Annotated in this window: 17 protein-coding genes; 4 read left to right on the top strand and 13 right to left on the bottom strand. The window is 62.3% G+C overall.

Features of this window, described 5'->3' with window-relative positions:
* Positions 1–3: 3 nt before the first annotated feature.
* From AC244_RS27805 to AC244_RS27770, 8 genes are all read right to left on the bottom strand, one after another.
* Complete coding sequence (locus tag AC244_RS27805) at positions 4–507, bottom strand: GNAT family N-acetyltransferase (protein WP_053252057.1); 504 nt, start codon at positions 505–507, stop codon at positions 4–6.
* A 72-nt stretch (positions 508–579) separates the two neighbouring features.
* Positions 580–1527 (bottom strand): 3-keto-5-aminohexanoate cleavage protein, encoded by a 948-nt coding sequence (locus tag AC244_RS27800; RefSeq protein WP_053252056.1) that lies wholly within the window; start codon positions 1525–1527, stop codon positions 580–582.
* 10 nt (positions 1528–1537) lie between these two features.
* A complete protein-coding gene (locus AC244_RS27795; protein WP_053252055.1) occupies positions 1538–2905 on the bottom strand; it encodes an aspartate aminotransferase family protein in 1368 nt (455 codons plus the stop codon).
* A gap of 12 nt (positions 2906–2917) precedes the next feature.
* Positions 2918–4555 (bottom strand): N,N-dimethylformamidase beta subunit family domain-containing protein, encoded by a 1638-nt coding sequence (locus AC244_RS27790; RefSeq protein ID WP_053252083.1) that lies wholly within the window; start codon positions 4553–4555, stop codon positions 2918–2920.
* A gap of 8 nt (positions 4556–4563) precedes the next feature.
* A complete protein-coding gene (locus tag AC244_RS27785) occupies positions 4564–5328 on the bottom strand; it encodes an amino acid ABC transporter ATP-binding protein (RefSeq protein ID WP_053252054.1) in 765 nt (254 codons plus the stop codon).
* On the bottom strand, positions 5325–5984 hold the full coding sequence (locus tag AC244_RS27780; RefSeq protein ID WP_053252053.1) for an amino acid ABC transporter permease: 660 nt from the start codon (positions 5982–5984) through the stop codon (positions 5325–5327). The genes AC244_RS27785 and AC244_RS27780 overlap by 4 nt, the downstream gene beginning before the upstream one ends.
* Before the next feature lie 13 nt (positions 5985–5997).
* On the bottom strand, positions 5998–6645 hold the full coding sequence (locus tag AC244_RS27775; RefSeq protein WP_053252052.1) for an amino acid ABC transporter permease: 648 nt from the start codon (positions 6643–6645) through the stop codon (positions 5998–6000).
* A 79-nt stretch (positions 6646–6724) separates the two neighbouring features.
* A complete protein-coding gene (locus tag AC244_RS27770; RefSeq protein ID WP_053252051.1) occupies positions 6725–7507 on the bottom strand; it encodes an ABC transporter substrate-binding protein in 783 nt (260 codons plus the stop codon).
* A gap of 141 nt (positions 7508–7648) precedes the next feature.
* Between AC244_RS27770 and AC244_RS27765 the strand changes: the two genes are divergently transcribed.
* Positions 7649–8608: a LysR family transcriptional regulator gene (locus AC244_RS27765; RefSeq protein ID WP_053252050.1), complete on the top strand. Its 960-nt coding sequence runs from the start codon at positions 7649–7651 to the stop codon at positions 8606–8608.
* A gap of 20 nt (positions 8609–8628) precedes the next feature.
* Here AC244_RS27765 and AC244_RS27760 read toward each other — a convergent pair whose 3' ends face one another.
* Positions 8629–9048 (bottom strand): acyl-CoA thioesterase, encoded by a 420-nt coding sequence (locus AC244_RS27760; protein WP_053252049.1) that lies wholly within the window; start codon positions 9046–9048, stop codon positions 8629–8631.
* A 227-nt stretch (positions 9049–9275) separates the two neighbouring features.
* Between AC244_RS27760 and AC244_RS27755 the strand changes: the two genes are divergently transcribed.
* Positions 9276–9851, top strand: coding sequence for a nucleoside 2-deoxyribosyltransferase (locus AC244_RS27755; protein WP_053252048.1), 576 nt, complete (start codon positions 9276–9278; stop codon positions 9849–9851).
* Positions 9852–9865: 14 nt separating this feature from the next.
* On the opposite strand, the gene AC244_RS27750 is transcribed toward AC244_RS27755, so the two are convergent.
* On the bottom strand, positions 9866–10654 hold the full coding sequence (locus tag AC244_RS27750; RefSeq protein WP_234717046.1) for a pentapeptide repeat-containing protein: 789 nt from the start codon (positions 10652–10654) through the stop codon (positions 9866–9868).
* A 459-nt stretch (positions 10655–11113) separates the two neighbouring features.
* On the opposite strand from AC244_RS27750, the gene AC244_RS27745 reads away from it, so the two are divergent.
* The gene (locus AC244_RS27745; protein WP_053252047.1) at positions 11114–12511 is read left to right on the top strand and encodes a PLP-dependent aminotransferase family protein; all 1398 of its coding nucleotides are present in this window, start codon (positions 11114–11116) and stop codon (positions 12509–12511) included.
* Between the two features lie 186 nt (positions 12512–12697).
* Positions 12698–13108 carry a DUF983 domain-containing protein gene (locus tag AC244_RS27740; protein WP_053252046.1) on the top strand — a complete coding sequence of 137 codons (411 nt, stop codon included), beginning with the start codon at positions 12698–12700 and terminating at the stop codon, positions 13106–13108.
* A 258-nt stretch (positions 13109–13366) separates the two neighbouring features.
* Here AC244_RS27740 and AC244_RS27735 read toward each other — a convergent pair whose 3' ends face one another.
* From AC244_RS27735 to AC244_RS27725, 3 genes are read right to left on the bottom strand one after another with little or no spacing between them, the layout of a single operon-like run.
* Positions 13367–13972, bottom strand: a complete 606-nt coding sequence (locus AC244_RS27735) for an alkylhydroperoxidase domain protein (protein WP_053252045.1) — start codon at positions 13970–13972, stop codon at positions 13367–13369.
* 20 nt (positions 13973–13992) lie between these two features.
* Positions 13993–14610 (bottom strand): CMD domain protein, encoded by a 618-nt coding sequence (locus AC244_RS27730; RefSeq protein WP_053252044.1) that lies wholly within the window; start codon positions 14608–14610, stop codon positions 13993–13995.
* Positions 14611–14670: 60 nt separating this feature from the next.
* Entirely contained in the window at positions 14671–15717 is a 1047-nt protein-coding gene (locus AC244_RS27725) for a putative FMN-dependent luciferase-like monooxygenase (RefSeq protein WP_053252043.1), read from the bottom strand.
* Positions 15718–15725: the final 8 nt, after the last annotated feature.

The following is a 15725-nucleotide window of genomic DNA, read 5'->3' as shown; positions in this document are numbered from 1 at the left end:
AATTCAAACTTTCAGTCCCCCGGCGAGGGCCACGAAGGCCTCGCCATAGACGGCATGCTCGCGATCTCGCGTTTGCCAGGTGATGCCGAGCCGCTCGTAAAGCCGCTGGGCCGGCAGATTTTCCACGTCGACGGAAAGGCGCAGGTAATCCCCGCCCCTCGCCCTCGACCAAGACGCCACCTCCCGCAGTAAGCGCTCACCAATGTTGCGGCCACGAAAGCGATCGTCGACATAAAGATCCTGGACGAAGACGCCCGGCCGCCCGCGCCAGGTCGAGAAGATCGGAAAGAACAGGCAAAGGCCGGCAAAGTCTCCATCCACCTCGGCAATCAAGCTGCCGAAGGCCGCATCCGGACCGAAACCGAACCGGCGGTAGTCATCGACCGTGCAGGTGACCTTGTCGGGCATATCGAGCCCGCGCCCCATGGCCAGGATCGCGCCATGTATGGCGTCGGCGTCGCTTGGTTCACCTGCGCGAATGCGGATATCCGCAGCCATGCTCTGCATAGTCGTCACTGTCGTTCCCTTTCGCCGCCGTCGGCCGAAGGCCGCAGGCGAACCATGCGCGAGCCGTCGGCGTCAGAATGCCACCTGATCTCCGCCTTTGAGGCCAAGAAGATCACGCGCTTCCTTAGGGGTGGCAACCTCCAGCGACAAGGCGTCCAGAACCGTACGGATACGCAGAACCTGTTCGGCGTTGCTGGTCGCAAGTTGACCGCGGCCATTGTAGAGACTGTCTTCCAGTCCCACCCGCACATTTCCGCCCATGGCCGCCGCCATGGTGATCATCGGCATCTGATGCCGGCCGGCGGCCAGCACCGAGAACGAATAGTCGTCACCGAAGAGTTTGTCGGCAATCCGCTTCATGTGCGTCAGGTTCTCCGGATCGGCGCCGATGCCGCCCAGAATGCCGAAGACGAACTGGATGAACAGATGGCCGGAAACCAGGCCGCGGTCGCGGAAATGTGCCAGCGAATAGAGATGGCCGACGTCGTAGCACTCGAATTCGAACCGCGTACCGCATCCTTGACCGAGCCGGGTGAGGATGAACTCCATGTCGGCAAAGGTATTCTTGAAGATCGAGCTGCGCGTCGCCTCGAGCAGTTCCGGCTCCCACTCGTGTTTCCAGGCGGCCGGCTTGTCGAGCGCAGGAAACAGGGCAAAGTTCATCGAGCCCATGTTGAGCGAGCACATTTCCGGCTCGGCTTGCAACGATGCCGCCAGGCGGTCCTCCAGCGCCATCAGCGACGACCCGCCGGTGGAAATGTTCACGACCGCGTCGGTCGACTGCTTGATGCGCGGCAGAAACTGCATGAACAGCGACGGGTCGGCAGAAGGACGCCCGTCAGTCGGGTTGCGCGCATGCAGATGAAGGATCGAAGCGCCGGCCTCGGCCGCTGCGATCGCTTCCGAGGCGATCTGGTCCGGCGTGATCGGCAGGTGGGGCGACATGGTCGGCGTGTGCACCGAGCCCGTCACCGCGCAGGTGATGATGACCTTCCTGCGCGACGTCTTGGTTTTCGTCATGATGTCGATCTCAGCGGTTGACGGGTAGGTTAAGCTCGACGGCAAGCTGCTCGAGCACGTCGCCGAGGATGGCGACGATCTCACCAATCTGCTCCCTGGTGATGATCATCGGCGGGCAGACCAGGAAATGATCGCCCTCGACCCCGCCGCGGGTACGCCTGGAATAGATGATCAGTCCACGCTCATATGCGAGGTCTACGACCCGCTGGTGCGCGTTTAATTCCTTCGGCAAGGGCCTCATCGTCTCGCGGTCCGAGACGAACTCGGCAGCAAGCAGCAGCCCCTTGCCCCTGACGTCACCGATGAACGGGAAGCGTTCGGAAAGCGCGACCAGTTCGGCCTTGAGCGCGTCGCCCATCACAGCCGCATTGTCGATCAGGCCCAGGCGATCGATCTCGTCGAGCACGGCAAGCCCGGCAGCGCAGGCAAGCGGATTGCCGGCATAGGTGAAACCATGCTGGAAACCGCCGGCGTCGAGCACCGGCTGGACCAGCCTCGACGGCGCGGCCATGGCGCCCAGCGGGCAATAGCCCGAGGCGAAGCCCTTCGACAGCGCGATCAGGTCCGGCTTGCAGTCCCAATGGTCGCCACCGAGAAACTTTCCGGTGCGACCGGCTCCGCTCATGACTTCGTCGTGGATCAACAGGATACCGTATTTGTCGCAGATTTCGCGAATGCGCTTGTAGTAGCTGTCGGGGGCGACCAGGGCACCGGTCGACGCGCCACCGATCGGCTCCATGATGAAGGCGAGCACGCTTTCAGGGCCCTCGGACTGGATCCTGTCTTCCAGCATGTCGGCATATTTAATGCCGCGCTGTTCCATCGAGAGGTTGTCGCGATCGAGATAGGCAGTCGGCGCCGGCACTTTCGGCATTTCGCGCATCATCGGAGAGAACGGATCGGAGAGCGCCGCGTAACCGGTGACCGCCAGCGCGCCAAGCGTGCCGCCGTGATAGGAGGGAAAACGCGAGATCACTTTCCAGCGCTCCTTCTGGCCGGTCGCAACCGCCCATTGGCGGGCGAGCCTCAGGCAGGATTCGACCGCCTCCCACCCGCCCGGGACGAAGAAGATCTTGTCCATGCCTTCCGGCAGCTTTTCAGCGGCGCGGCGGGCCAATTCCTCCGCCGGCTCGTTTTCGAAGTGAAGGCGATAGGCGAAAGTGACGCGATCCATCTGTCGCTTCATCGCCTCGAGCACGTTGCGATTGCCGTGACCGATATTGACCACCATCGCGCCGCTGGAGCCGTCGATCACCCGGCGGCCATCCTGGTCCCAGAGGTAGATGCCCTCGGCCCGGTCGACCAGCGGCCGGCGAAGACGCGACTGGTAGAACAGGTGTGAAGCGGGCCGTTCGTTGGAAGCTGTCGTCTTGAGCATGTCCGGTCTCTGTCAGCGTTTGAGGTAACGGTTGAGAACATTTGCGGTGACGCGTTCGACCATCGCGTCGCCGCGCCTCAGTGCAGCCACCCATTCGCAGCTGCCGGCGTGGAACACCTCGCCCTTGCCGCGTGGGAAATTGACGATCATGCCGCAGCCGCGCTTGATCCGATCGACTGCCGCCTCGCCGGCATCGCCGATCAGCGTTTCTGCGACGAACTTGGCGTCTGCGTCGGAGAGGAATTGGTCGTCGGCGGGAATGTCGGCGCTTTCTTCCTTCAGCGACGACATGCCGGGCGCCAGGATTTCGAGGCCATCCGGAGCGCCGCTACCCTCCGGCGGTCCCGGCAGCCCGCCGCGGATGATGTAGGCAAGGCCGTCGACCTCATACCCGAAGGCATGCCCTTCTGCGCCGAGGATGGCGCCATAATAGATACCGGTCCCGGCAAAACCCCAATGCCCCGCCCGATAGACCGGAAAGCCGCGGGCGCCGCGCGGGGCGCAACCGCCCCAGCCGACATAGAGGCCGCGTGTGGCGTTGAGCCCGAAGGTCGAAGCACCGGGACGGCCGATCTCCTTCGCCTCCCAGGAACCGGACGTGCGTGTCGGATCGGCGGAGCGGTAGGCAGGGTCCTCGGCGCGCGAGCGATATTTGTAGCACACCTGCCGCTTGCCGCCGTCCTCCAGGCGCGTCTGCCACATGAAGTTGCCGGCAAAGCGCGCGGCATGGCCGCCCCGCTCGACATAGGTGTCGACCGCGTCGCGCATCTCCCAAGTCCAGTATTCGTCGTGGCCGACGAAGACGACGCAATCGTAGCCGCCGAGGATTTCCGGGTTGTAATGCAGCTCGTGCTGGCTGGCGAGATCGACGGCATAACCTTCACGCTCGGCCCAGCGGAAGAAATGGCTGTCATAGCTCGCCCAACCGGAAGAGGCGTATTTCTTGGAATAGCCGTTGGCGTAGGCCCATTCCATATGCGGGTAGCGCGGGGCCACTGCCATCGGAGAATAGATTTCCAGCGGCACCCGCGGCGCATCGGTCGGAAGCTGGACGAAGCCGCGGCAGAACGGCCGCTCGATGCTGACCGTCGTTGCATACTGGTCGCGGTTGGGGCCGGTAATGCCCTGATAGTGGTTCGATCCACCCCAGGTATTGTAGGACGTCCAGGAACCCGTCGCCGCCACCTGCAGCACGCGGCCCGGCTTACGGCCGGCCTCGGGACGGACGATGAAGAGATGCTGACAGCGAATGGGTGCACCATCGCGACCTTCGGCTGTCAAGGTGATGCGATAGGCACCGGATGACCAGTCCTCGCCTACCTGGAATTCAAGTGTCGTCTCCCAGCCGCAGCCAATTACCGAGCATTGATCCGGCGTATCCTGCCAGCGAGCGGCGATGCCGCGTCGCTTCATGACCGACGTTTCGACGGCGCCGTCGCGCACGATCTCCAGTTCGAACAGGGCTGCGGTCGAACTCACCTGAAGCCGGACGGTCGCGCCCGGCGGGTAGGCATAGGCGTCGGTGTAACACCAGATTTCGCCACGCTCGCCATCCATTCCGGGGTATTCGTAGTAGTGGCCGAGCACGGCCTCACGGCGTTGCTCAGGCGTCAGCCCGAAATCGGGGAATTGGTTGCTGGTCGTCTTCATCGCATCCATCACGCCGCAAGATATTTTTTGAGGAAGGCCCGCGTGCGCTCCTGTCTGGGCTCGCGGAAGATCTCGCTCGGCGCGCCCTGTTCGACAACAACGCCGCCATCCATGAACAACACGCGGTCGGCGACCTCACCGGCAAAGCGCATCTCATGCGTGACAATCAGCATGGTCATGTGCTCGGCGGCGAGCTGCTTCATCACTGCATTGACCTCGTCGACGAGCTCTGGGTCGAGCGCCGAGGTCGCCTCGTCGAAGAGCATGACCTTCGGCTGCATCGCAAGCGCTCGCGCAATGGCGACACGTTGCTTCTGGCCGCCGGAAAGCCGTGAGGGATAGGCATCGACCTTTTCCGCCAGCCCGACCTTGGACAGAAGCTCGACGGCGAGCTCGCGTGCAGCGGCCTTCGCCATGCCTTTCAGGATGATCGGCCCCATCGTGACGTTTTCGATCACCGTCAGGTGCGGGAACAGATTGAAGTGCTGAAACACCATGCCCATCTGCTGGCGCACCGCGTTGATGTGGCGCTCGAAGGCCTGGCCGCGTAGGTTCTGGTTGACCTGGACGCCATCGAGCCAGACCTCACCGCCGTTGAGCGTTTCGAGATGATTGATCGAGCGCAGGAGCGTGCTCTTGCCGGAGCCGCTTGGGCCGATGATGGCGACGATCTGACCGCGGGCCACCGACAGGTCGATGCCCTTCAGAACCTGAAGTTCGCCATAGGCCTTGCGGGCACCCTTGACTTCGACCATGGGTCGCTGGGCGGTCATCGTGATACCTCCACGTTCTGTTCGACCCGGCGCAGACCCGCTTCGAGGACGAGGTTTAGGATGTAATAGAGTGCTGCGACCGTGATGTAGAACTCGAACGGCCGGAAGGTCTCGCTGATCGCGAGCTGAGCGGCATGGACCAGCTCTGCAATGCCGATGATCGACACCAGCGAGGACTCCTTCAAAAGCACGATCAGGTTGTTGCCCATGGCCGGAATGGTGTTGCGCACGGCCTGCGGCACGATGAAGTAGCGCAGGGTCTGAAAGCGGCCGAAGCCGAGGCTGCGCGCACCTTCCGTCTGCCCGACATCGACCGCGACGATACCAGCGCGCAGAATGTCGGCGTTGTAGACGGCAAAATGCAGGCCGAGACCAATGATGCCGGCGACAAGTGCCGGAATCTTGAAGCCGAGCTGCCCGAGCCCGTAGTAGATCAGGAACAGTTGCAGCAGCAGCGGCGTACCCATGAAGAGCCACATGAACGCCCGCACCGGCAATGCCACTGCTTTTGGCGCGTAGAGCACAACGAGCGCAAAGCCGACACCGAAGATGAAGCTGATCGCGGCCGCCGAGACGGTAAGGACGGCCGTCCACCAGACCCCCATCCAGAGAATATCGGCATAGGGCGGAACGACGCTGAAATCGAGACCTTGCATGTGCGCTTCTCCCTCAGGCTATGGCGTAGCGCCGGTCAAGCAGATCGACGATCCGCGCGACGACATAGACGATGAGCATGTAGAGCACGGCGGCAACGCCGAAGATCTCGAACGGCTTGTAGGTGGAGCCGATATAGCGCTGTGCAGTGTAGGTGAGCTCGACCACGGATATCGTTGATACCAGCGCCGACCCTTTCACCAGAGCCACGGCATTGACGCCAAGTGGCCGGATCATCAACCGCGCAGCCTGTGGCAACACGACCTTGCGCATCGTCTGAAACCGGCTGAAGCCGATCGACCGCGCAGCCTCGGTCTGGCCGCGGTCGACCGACAGGATCGCGCCGCGAATGGCTTCAGCCATATAGGCGCCGATGTTGAGCCCGAGCCCGATCACGCCGGCGGCGAACGGTTCAAGGTTGATGCCGATCTGCGGCCCACCGAAATAGATTACGAAAAGCTGGATCAGGCACGGCGTGCCGCGAAACAGGCTGACATAGGCGGAACCGAAGGCGCGCAAAGGCAGAGAGCGCGACATCTTGGCCGCCGCCACGAGAAAGGCGACGATGAGCCCGAGTGCCAGCGAAAGCACCGATATCTCGATCGTGATCCACGCCGCTTCCACGAAGAACGGGAAGACGCGCTGCACCAGCGAAAAGTCCATTGGAAAACTCCGGGGGGAGAAAGCGACGGTCTCCGACCGCGACCGTTAGCGGGCGGCCGGAGACGTTAGAAGCGAGGGACTAGCGAATGTCGCTGCCGACCCATTCCATTGCGATCTTCTCGTAGGAGCCGTCTGCCAGCATATCCTCAAGCGCCTTCTGCATTGCAGCCTTCAGCTCCGGATTGTTCTTGCGGATGGCAATGCCGATGGCGACGCTGCCGCCTTCGATGTCAGGCGTTTCGAGACGACGGACCTTCTCACCGGTTTCCTTGACGGCAACCATGACAGGAATGTTGTCGACGACGATCGCATCGACGCGACCGCTCTTCAGTTCCATCATCAACTCGGGCAGGCCCTTATAGGTGCGCACGTCCCAACCGCCCTGTTCGCGGGCCCATTTCTCATGCGTTTCGCCGAGCGTCACGCCGAGTGTCTTGCCCTTGAGTTCGTCGAGCTTCTGAACGGCGGAGCCCTCGGCGACGAAGACGGCGCGGCCGGCATGATAGTACGGGCCGACGAAATCGACGACCTTCTCGCGCTCCGGCGTGATGGTCATGGAGCCGACGACCGTATCGTATTTGTTGGCGAGCAGGCCCGCGATGATGCCGTCCCATGCCGTCGTCACCAGCGTGCCCTTGACGCCGACGCGTTCGGCGATCGCCTGGCCGATCGAGGCGTCGAAGCCGACGACCTGGTTCTGTTCGTTGACGAAGTTGAAGGGCGGATATTGCCCGCTCATCGCGATCTTCAGCTCGCCCGCAGACTTCACGGATGCGAGGTCGTCAGCACGTGCCGACACGGCGGAGAAAGTTGCGGCAATGGTCAGGGTAGCGGCCAAAAGGCCGGAGAAAATGGTCTTCATGAAATGTTCCTTGCTCCTCTGGACGAATGCGCCTTCTCGTGCGCTTGGGACGGGCATAGAGGCGCCTTCCGAATTTCATGATTGCTTTTGCATCAGCATTGCGCAAATAGATAATGGGAATAGAAGGCATAGATTTCAGGAATGGTGACGCCTCGATCTGAACGGCTCGTGTGGGAGCTCGACTGGAACCTCCTGCGCACCTTCGTGGTGATCGCGGAGGTGAAAAGCATCACGCGTGCGGCGGAGCGGCTGAACCTGAAGCAGCCGAGCGTCAGCAACGCGTTGAAACGGCTGGAGGACCGGGTCGGGCGCCGGCTAGTCGAGCGCGACGCGACACGCTTCGACCTGACCGAAGTCGGCCAACTTCTCTACGAGCAGGCAGTCGAAGTCTTCGGGACCATATCCCAACTGCCGCAACTGGTGCGCGGGGTCAGCGACGATGTGACCGGGCATGTGACGATCGCCGTCGCCAGCCATGTGGTATCGCCAATCTTCGATCGTGCGCTGATGGAATTCCACCGCAACTACCCGCGCGCAACGCTGAACATCTCGGTGGCCGCAAGCGGTGAAGTCACCCGCCAGGTGCGGGAGAAACGGGCGTCCTTCGGCCTCTGTCTCGTCAGCGTGCGCGACCCTGCGCTTGATTACCTGCTGGTCTTTCGCGAGTTCTTCGGCTTCTTCTGCGGCCCGCACCACCGGCTGTTCGGGGCGAAGGGTTTGAAACTCGGCGACCTCAAGGGCGAAACGTCCGTCTCGTTTCATACCGATCATATCGCCGACGCACTGCGACCCGTTGCGCTTCTGCGCAGCGAAGCCAAGCTTAACGCCAATGTCGTCGGTGTCTCCTCCAGCCTCGAAGAGGTTCGCCGCATGATCATAGCGGGCCTCGGCGTCGGCCCTCTTCCGCTGCACGTGGCGCGACGCGATGTGGCAGATGGTGTGCTATGGCGGCTGCCACCTTACGAGGCACCGCCTGCCATCGACATCTTCATGCTGACAAATCCCGACAAGGCGATGAACCGCGCCGAAAAGGCCCTGATTGCCGGCTTGCAGGCGTTGATCGCCGGAACCCCGGTCGAAGAGCGGATCTATGAGGACTGACGACGAACCGCCGGGGCAGTTTACGCCTGGAGCAATGCCTCTGCACGGCCGCGGGCCGCCGGCTCGAGCGCCATGGCCGTGCGCGCAGAAAGATCGAAGCGAACGGTCACCGTTCGGTTGACCGCGTGAATAACGTCATCCAGCGTGCCCGACATGACCTGCTCGAAGGTCACTGACGAGCGCCCGAGTTTGACGACCCGCGAACGGATGGTGATCAGCGTGCCGGCCTTCGTCTCGTGCTTGTATTCCACTTCCGAGCGCACGTCCGCCCAGCCCCTGCCCGGCTCGCCCTCAATATCGAGCCCGGCAATATGGCCGAGGAGCTGAAAGCTGGCATCATCGAACATCGCCGCATAGTGGCGGACGTTCATATGCCCCATCGTGTCGCACATCCACGGATGCGCAACGCCGACATAGGTGGTCAAAGGCTGGCTCGGCATCTCTGGACCTCGCTGAAGGATATGCCTGGACGAAACGGCTGAGAGATAGCGGATGACAAAGCCGCCTGTCCATGCCGTGCCCTCATCGATTGTTCCTGCGGTCAGCGCAGATAGGTGTCGAAATAGCAGTGGGTAAGCGCCGCCCGCGCGAGCATGCCCACTAGGCGCTTGCCTGCGACCTCCCTAGGCTGCCCTCCCTAGACTGGCTGGGAAATCCGCAAGGAGGCATGATCGTGAAAGTATATTTGGCCGGACCTGAAGTGTTCCTGAGCAATGCTGTGGAGATCCAGGCGCAGAAGGCCGAGCTTGCCCGTGTGGCGGGTTTTACGCCGCTCGTGCCGGGCGACCTGGAAATTCCGCCGGCCGAAACCAAGCATGCCCGTGGCCTTGCCATCTACGGTGTGGATGAAGGCATGATGCTGGCCAGCGACATGATCATCGCCAATCTGACGCCGTTTCGCGGCATCAGCGCCGACGTCGGCACGGTTTTCGAGCTCGGCTTCATGTGCGGCCGTGGCCGCCATGTCTATGCCTACACCAACACGTCACGAAGCTACTACGACCGCATCCTTCACGGACATTACGGCGGTGACGCCGCGGTGCGCCCGGACGGCCGCATGGCTGGTCCGGACGGGCTGAGCATTGAAGACTTCGATATGGCCGACAATCTCATGCTTGATGGCGGCATCCTGGCGCGCGGCGGAACCTTCGTTAAACGCGAAGTGGCCGAAGCCGACCGCCTGACCGACCTCGAGGCATTCAAAGAGTGCCTGGCGATCGCCGCCAAGCAACATCTCAGTTGAGTGATTGCCCTCGCTCAGTCGACCGGGCAAGGCCAATTGGCCGGAACGGATAACCCCGCCGGCAGTTTGGTGGCACTGTCGCCGCATGTCAGGTTGACCTGCTCCTGCTCGAGCCCGGTCGCGGCCGACAGGTCCACGCCTTCGATACGCGTCAGGAACATGAAGGCATCGGTGAAGTCGATCGGGCCTTCGAAGGTGGAGCCGCTGAATGTGGCGCGCGACAGATTGGCCATCGGGAAACGCGTGCCCGTCAGCACGGCCTTCTCGAAATTGGCGCGCCCGAGTTCGGCCTTCTCGAAGTCGGCGCCCGTCAACTTGGCGCCGCTGAAATTCGTCCGCTGCAACTCGGAACTGTTGAAGGAAGCGCCTTCCGCCGAGACGCCGGCGAAACTGGTTCGATAGGCTTCAACTTTGGCGAAATTCGCCTTGTCGGCTCTGGCGCCAGCCAATGACGAACGCACCAGCGTCGCCTTCTCCAGGTTTGCCGCCGTAAGATTGGCGCCCCTCAGATCCGTCAGGGTAAAGTCCGTACTGACGAGATTGCCACCCTCGAGATCGATGCCGCCGAGCATCAATTGTTTCTTGTTGCAATCGCTCCAGTCGGCGCCCGGCGCCGACGGGCCCTTGCAGTTCGCCGCATAGGCAAGGTTCGAGAGGGTGAGCGTCACCAGGATTGCAGACAGTCCGATGGCCGAACGTTTGACACAGCCGCGCGTGGCGCGTTTGATCCCGACTGTGTCGCTGAACCCACCCTCCCCGGTTGCGACAGATGAACGAATGGGCATTGGCTTGGGGATCTGCATGGCGCTGCTCCACGGCCCTTAAGGTGGACCGGTTCTGTTGCATTTTTCGTTTGCGCGCTGCGGCGGCGAAACAACCGCGGGAATAGCGCATCACGGCTTAAGCGTATGACATTGTTGCTCTTCGCGCAAATGACAGCCGCGCGATATGGCAAACAAGTTTTGTCCAAGTCAGCCTCGGGGGCAACGCGGGCCACGATGGTATATTGGCCACCGGGTGAGCCCTCAGGCAAATGCAACCGCGTGTCTGCAACGAGCGCCCAGTTCTCAAGTCTCCGGGTAAGTTGAACGTCCAAAAGCTCCCAGGGTTTCCGCGACAACGGAAAACAGCTCGACGGTTTCTACCGATCTCCGCACTGATGCGGAAGCGATGAGCAAGCTGGCACCGCCTCAAGGTACAACAACTTGCGTCAGCGTATGGAAACATGCAATATCCATACAATATTGATTTGAGGTAGCGCCATGACTGCGGACGCATCGGAGACGACCTGGCTGCCGGCTATCCGGAAAGCGAACGGACCGCTCTATATCGCCATTGCCGACGCCATCGCTGCTGATATCGCCGAAGGTCGCCTGTGCGAAGGCACACGTCTACCGCCTCAGCGCGCGCTCGCCAGCGCCCTGGGCATCGACTTCACCACAGTGAGCCGGGCCTACAATGAGGCACGACACCGCGGATTGGTGGAAGGGCGCGTCGGTCAGGGAACCTACGTTAAGACCCGAAGGATGAAGGGCCTGCAGCCCGCAGCCGATGGCCTTGTCGACATGAGCATGAACCTGCCGCCGCTTTTCGACGACGCTGCCCTGACGATGCGGCTGTGGAGCGACATCAACAGCCTGCAGGGCGAGCACGGCCTCGATCTGTTGATGCGGTATCAGGCGGCGGGCGGCGCGCTGCACAATCGTGCAGTCGGCGCAGGCTGGCTGCGGCCGCGCCTCGGAGAAATCCCGCCCGAGCGCGTGCTGATCTGCGCAGGCGCACAAAGCGCTCTGCTTGCGGCCATCAGCAGTCTCGTAAAGCCTGGTGAAGCGATTGCGTCGGAGGCCATAGCCTATCCTGGCTTGCGGGCGCTGGCCGCCCATCTCGGCATCGAGCTCCTCGGCGTTGCCGTCGACAGAAATGGCATGATGCCAGAGCAGCTTGAAGCCGTTTGCAGAAGCAGAAAATTAAAGGCGCTCTATTGTAATCCCACGCTTCACAACCCGACAACATCGACGCTGTCGCTTGAGCGCCGCAAGGCTATCGTCGCCATTGCGCGCAGCCATGGCGTGACGATCATCGAAGATGACGCCTATGGCGCGCTTCCAGTTTCTGTGCCGACACCATTGGCGGCGCTTGCGCCTGACCTTGTCTACCACATCGCAGGTCTCGCCAAGTGCCTGTCGCCGGCGTTGCGGATTGCCTATCTCGTCGTTCCGGATCGCCAAAGCTGCGTTCGCCTGGAGGGCGCGATCCGTGCGACGAGCGGCATGGCTCCTCCCTTCAATGCCGCGATTGCGACACGCTGGATTGAAGACGGCACAGCAGCCGAAGTCCTTGGCGCCATCCGCCGCGAAGTGACAATCCGGCAGGCGATGGTCAGCCGATTGTTGCCAAAGGACATTGTCCAGACGGACCAGGAAGGCTTCCACCTGTGGCTACACCTGCCGCCGCCCTGGACGCGAGGCGATTTTTCCGGCCGGTTGCGGGCATCGGGCATCAGCGTCGTTGCCAGCGATGCCTTTGCGCTCGGTCCGGCGCCGGAGGCCGTGCGCCTTGGCCTTGGTGCGGCGCGGACGCATGAGGAGTTGCAGCGCAGCCTGATGACGATTGCGGACCTGATCGAGCAATCTCCAGCGGCATCGAGCCTCGTCGTTTGAGGCTTTGTGTTTGCCGTCGGCGAAATTGTCGCAGCAATGTATGCATACAATAAATTGACAATGTATGGTTTTGGGCGCTTAATCCCGGCAGGCCTGAGGCGGCACCGAATCTTCGTCGACCGCACCCAGGCATATCAGCAGGCGCGCTGGAAAGCGCTGCGCCGCAGACGCCTGAAAGGAACGCATATGTCTTCGGATCACGACTGGCCTCCGATACCCCCGATGCAAACCGGCTTGCGCGGCCGTTGTCCGCGTTGCGGCCAGGGTCATCTGTTTGAAGGCTTCCTCAAGATGCGCAAGAAGTGCGAGGTCTGCGATCTCGACTATTCGTTCGCCGATCCCGCCGATGGCCCCGCATTCTTCGTGATTTGTTTCGGCTGCGTGCCAAGCGTGCTGCTCGGCGTTTGGCTGGAAGTGCAATACAGCGCGCCGCTTTGGATGCACCTTCTTGTGACCGGTCCGTTCATGTTGCTCACGTGCATACCGCCTCTTCGGCCGCTCAAGGGATGGCTGGTCTCGAGCCAGTTCTTCTACAAGGCGGAGGAAGGAAAGCTCGTGCGCAGACAGGTCGAACCACCGCTCGCCCCGACCCAATAGGCGTCGGTCGCCGGATTGGCGTTAAGTATCAGATGGCCCGCCGCCGTGGTGGGGACCAATAACGAATACCAACAAGGCGCGGGCAATGCTCGCGCCTTGTTCGGTTCGTCCTCAATGAGGCTGAGCGATACGGCCTGGCCGTACCGTCAAAGCCATTGGCTCTCTTCACAACACTTGAGCCTTCGGCCACGGAACGATCGCGTGAGGGCATCTGGCAGGGCCGTACACTATGCCGGCCCCGGGCCTCTCAATCTCAGATCATTGCACCGCCGGTGTCGGCTCGCCGAGCGAAAGCATCAGGCGGTTTGCCCAGTTGAAGAAGGCGGCGCCGTGAATGACATCGGCGATCTCGAGTTCGTCGAGGCCGGCTGCAGAAAGCCGTTCGATATGATCATCGCCGAATGCAGGGGGCGTCGCCGTCAGCGCCACCGAGGCTGCAACGATCGCGTTCCAGCGTTCGCCAAGATCGGCATCCACACCCTCATCGAGTAGCTTCTGCACGTCGTCGCCGCGCTTGGAGTGGTGCGAGGCGAAACGCGAATGCACGGAGGCGCAGAAAATACAGCCGTTCGACCGCGACGCGGCGGTCGCTGCAAGCTCACGCTCGGCACGCGGCAAGCCCGTGCGGGTGTTGTAGAAAATATCCTTATCCGTCTTCGTTCGCGCTTCGAGAACCGCGGGATCGCGAACGAGCAGGCGGAAGTAGGGCGACTTCGCCCGAGATGCTTCGACGAGGCCGACAAGATGCGCCTGCGTCAGGTCGTCCTCTGCGAGCGGCTCAAGCCACGGGGTCCAGCCGATCTCAGCCTGCGTGAACTCGACGGGGCGATTTTCGATCGTGGGCGTGATGATGTGGTCAGTCATGAAACACTTCCTTCTGAAGCTCAGGCGGCTGCACGCCTGTTGGAGGCCGCCAGCAAACCAAGGCCGGCGATCACCCGGATCTGGAACGCAACGAATGAGACGAGCTGCGACAGCGTTACGATGCCATCTGTCGTCCAACCCGCATCGATGAGCGCCTGCAACGCTTTCGGGCTCGCGTCACGCAGATGGAAGACAAGCAGATGCGCATGTTCCAGTGCTGCTGCGAGCTTTGCTCCGAGCGCTTCGCGGCCGGCGTTCGACACCTGATAGATCGGGCCGGACGCCTCCTCGACGCTCAAAGGGCCGGCTGGATATTGCCCATAGGGTCCGACGGCCTGGGCCGCGCCGATCTCGGCCTTGATCACCTCGACCAGCCAGCGGTTTGCTTCGCTTTCTTCCAAGGGACTGACGTAGAACTCAAAAATATCCGGTTGCCGATGCAGCCCGGCGATGAAGCTGGCGATTGCCTGGCGTTCGACCAGCGAAACATCGCCGAAATTGTCCGGTTCAAAGAGTGCGAGATAGCTCTTCTGCGCCTGCTCGCGCGTTTCCGGCCGCTGGGTGCGGATACGATCGAGCGATGAGCCCGGCTTGATGCCGGCCAACAGGTCGATGATATCGGGTGTTGATGTGGTCACGGTAAGTCTCCTTCCTTCAATTGGGTGGCGCCGCCGGTGTCGCTGCTGTGATTGATGCGGTCAGCCGACGGCCCCGAGACGGCGGGGTGCGAATTTTTCCTCCGGTGCCCATCCGAGCGCCGGTGCGACCTTGGTCGCGATCAGCTCGATCGAACGCAGGATCAGCGGGTGTGGCGGATCGATGGAGTGCACCTGGAAGACGAGGTCGGTGACCCGATCGAGGGTCGTATCCCCGCGAAGGCTTTCGATCACATCGTCGGGCGTACCGACATGGACATCGAAAGCGGCAATCAGCTCGGCGAGCGAATTGCCGGTCGGCTTGTGGCCGGCTGCAATCAGCCGCTCAGCGCCGCGCCGCAAACCGATTTCGGCCAGGCGCAGTGCCTCAGCATGGCTGTCAGCCACGAAGAGGCTACGGGATCCCAGGATCCGCGGCGTCTGACCTGCCGGCAATCCCGCGAGATAGGCGTCGATGATCGGATTCTGAAGTTCGGCGAGTGGCGCATCCGGGCGTTCCACAGTCCGGGGCTGCGTGCGCGACAGCATGAGGCCGTCTCCGGCGCGCCCTGCTCGCTCTCCGCCGGCGACGGAGAATGTTGCCTGCCAGATCCGGTCGAGCAATTGCGGTGCGGTCGGATAAAGCTGGTCTCCACCCGCAAGGCTACGCCCCGCCCAGGCATCGAGAACCACACGCAGATGCCGCGCGAAAATGTCTCCGCGCTCGGCACTTTCAAGGCCGAAGGCGGTAAAGGAGGACGGTGTGCCGCCGGTACCGAAGCCGATTTCGACACGTCCGCAGGAGAGAAGGTCGAGCACGGCCGCATCCTCTGCGACGCGGATCGGATTTTCCAGTGGCAGGGTGATGACGCCGGTCCCGAGCCTGATCCGCGACGTCTGCGCGGCGACATGCGCCAGGAAGACGAGTGGTGCCGGTAAGCCGCCTTCATCGGCATGGAAGTGGTGCTGGGCCACCCAGGCCGTATCAAAGCCGAAGCGTTCGGCGGTTGCTATCTGCTCGGCCGCATAGTGGTAGCGTGCGCCGGCGGGAACGTCGTCGAGGAGACGTGTAAAGAAGCCTAGTCGCTTGCGTGGCGTCGTCTTAGTCATTTTCCGTC

Source organism: Ensifer adhaerens (assembly GCF_001270265.1).
GTDB lineage: Bacteria > Pseudomonadota > Alphaproteobacteria > Rhizobiales > Rhizobiaceae > Ensifer > Ensifer adhaerens_B.
This window is presented reverse-complemented; position numbering and strand designations above follow the sequence as displayed.

Coding starts and splice junctions, on each gene's coding strand:
- AC244_RS27780 (WP_053252053.1), bottom strand. CDS start 5,984: ATGCAAGGTCTCGATTTCAGCGTCGTTCCGCCCTATGCCGATATTCTC.
- AC244_RS27755 (WP_053252048.1), top strand. CDS start 9,276: ATGATCGTGAAAGTATATTTGGCCGGACCTGAAGTGTTCCTGAGCAAT.
- AC244_RS27790 (WP_053252083.1), bottom strand. CDS start 4,555: ATGAAGACGACCAGCAACCAATTCCCCGATTTCGGGCTGACGCCTGAG.
- AC244_RS27750 (WP_234717046.1), bottom strand. CDS start 10,654: ATGCAGATCCCCAAGCCAATGCCCATTCGTTCATCTGTCGCAACCGGG.
- AC244_RS27795 (WP_053252055.1), bottom strand. CDS start 2,905: ATGCTCAAGACGACAGCTTCCAACGAACGGCCCGCTTCACACCTGTTC.
- AC244_RS27725 (WP_053252043.1), bottom strand. CDS start 15,717: ATGACTAAGACGACGCCACGCAAGCGACTAGGCTTCTTTACACGTCTC.
- AC244_RS27760 (WP_053252049.1), bottom strand. CDS start 9,048: ATGCCGAGCCAGCCTTTGACCACCTATGTCGGCGTTGCGCATCCGTGG.
- AC244_RS27775 (WP_053252052.1), bottom strand. CDS start 6,645: ATGGACTTTTCGCTGGTGCAGCGCGTCTTCCCGTTCTTCGTGGAAGCG.
- AC244_RS27785 (WP_053252054.1), bottom strand. CDS start 5,328: ATGACCGCCCAGCGACCCATGGTCGAAGTCAAGGGTGCCCGCAAGGCC.
- AC244_RS27765 (WP_053252050.1), top strand. CDS start 7,649: ATGGTGACGCCTCGATCTGAACGGCTCGTGTGGGAGCTCGACTGGAAC.
- AC244_RS27800 (WP_053252056.1), bottom strand. CDS start 1,527: ATGACGAAAACCAAGACGTCGCGCAGGAAGGTCATCATCACCTGCGCG.
- AC244_RS27805 (WP_053252057.1), bottom strand. CDS start 507: ATGCAGAGCATGGCTGCGGATATCCGCATTCGCGCAGGTGAACCAAGC.
- AC244_RS27770 (WP_053252051.1), bottom strand. CDS start 7,507: ATGAAGACCATTTTCTCCGGCCTTTTGGCCGCTACCCTGACCATTGCC.
- AC244_RS27735 (WP_053252045.1), bottom strand. CDS start 13,972: ATGACTGACCACATCATCACGCCCACGATCGAAAATCGCCCCGTCGAG.
- AC244_RS27745 (WP_053252047.1), top strand. CDS start 11,114: ATGACTGCGGACGCATCGGAGACGACCTGGCTGCCGGCTATCCGGAAA.
- AC244_RS27740 (WP_053252046.1), top strand. CDS start 12,698: ATGTCTTCGGATCACGACTGGCCTCCGATACCCCCGATGCAAACCGGC.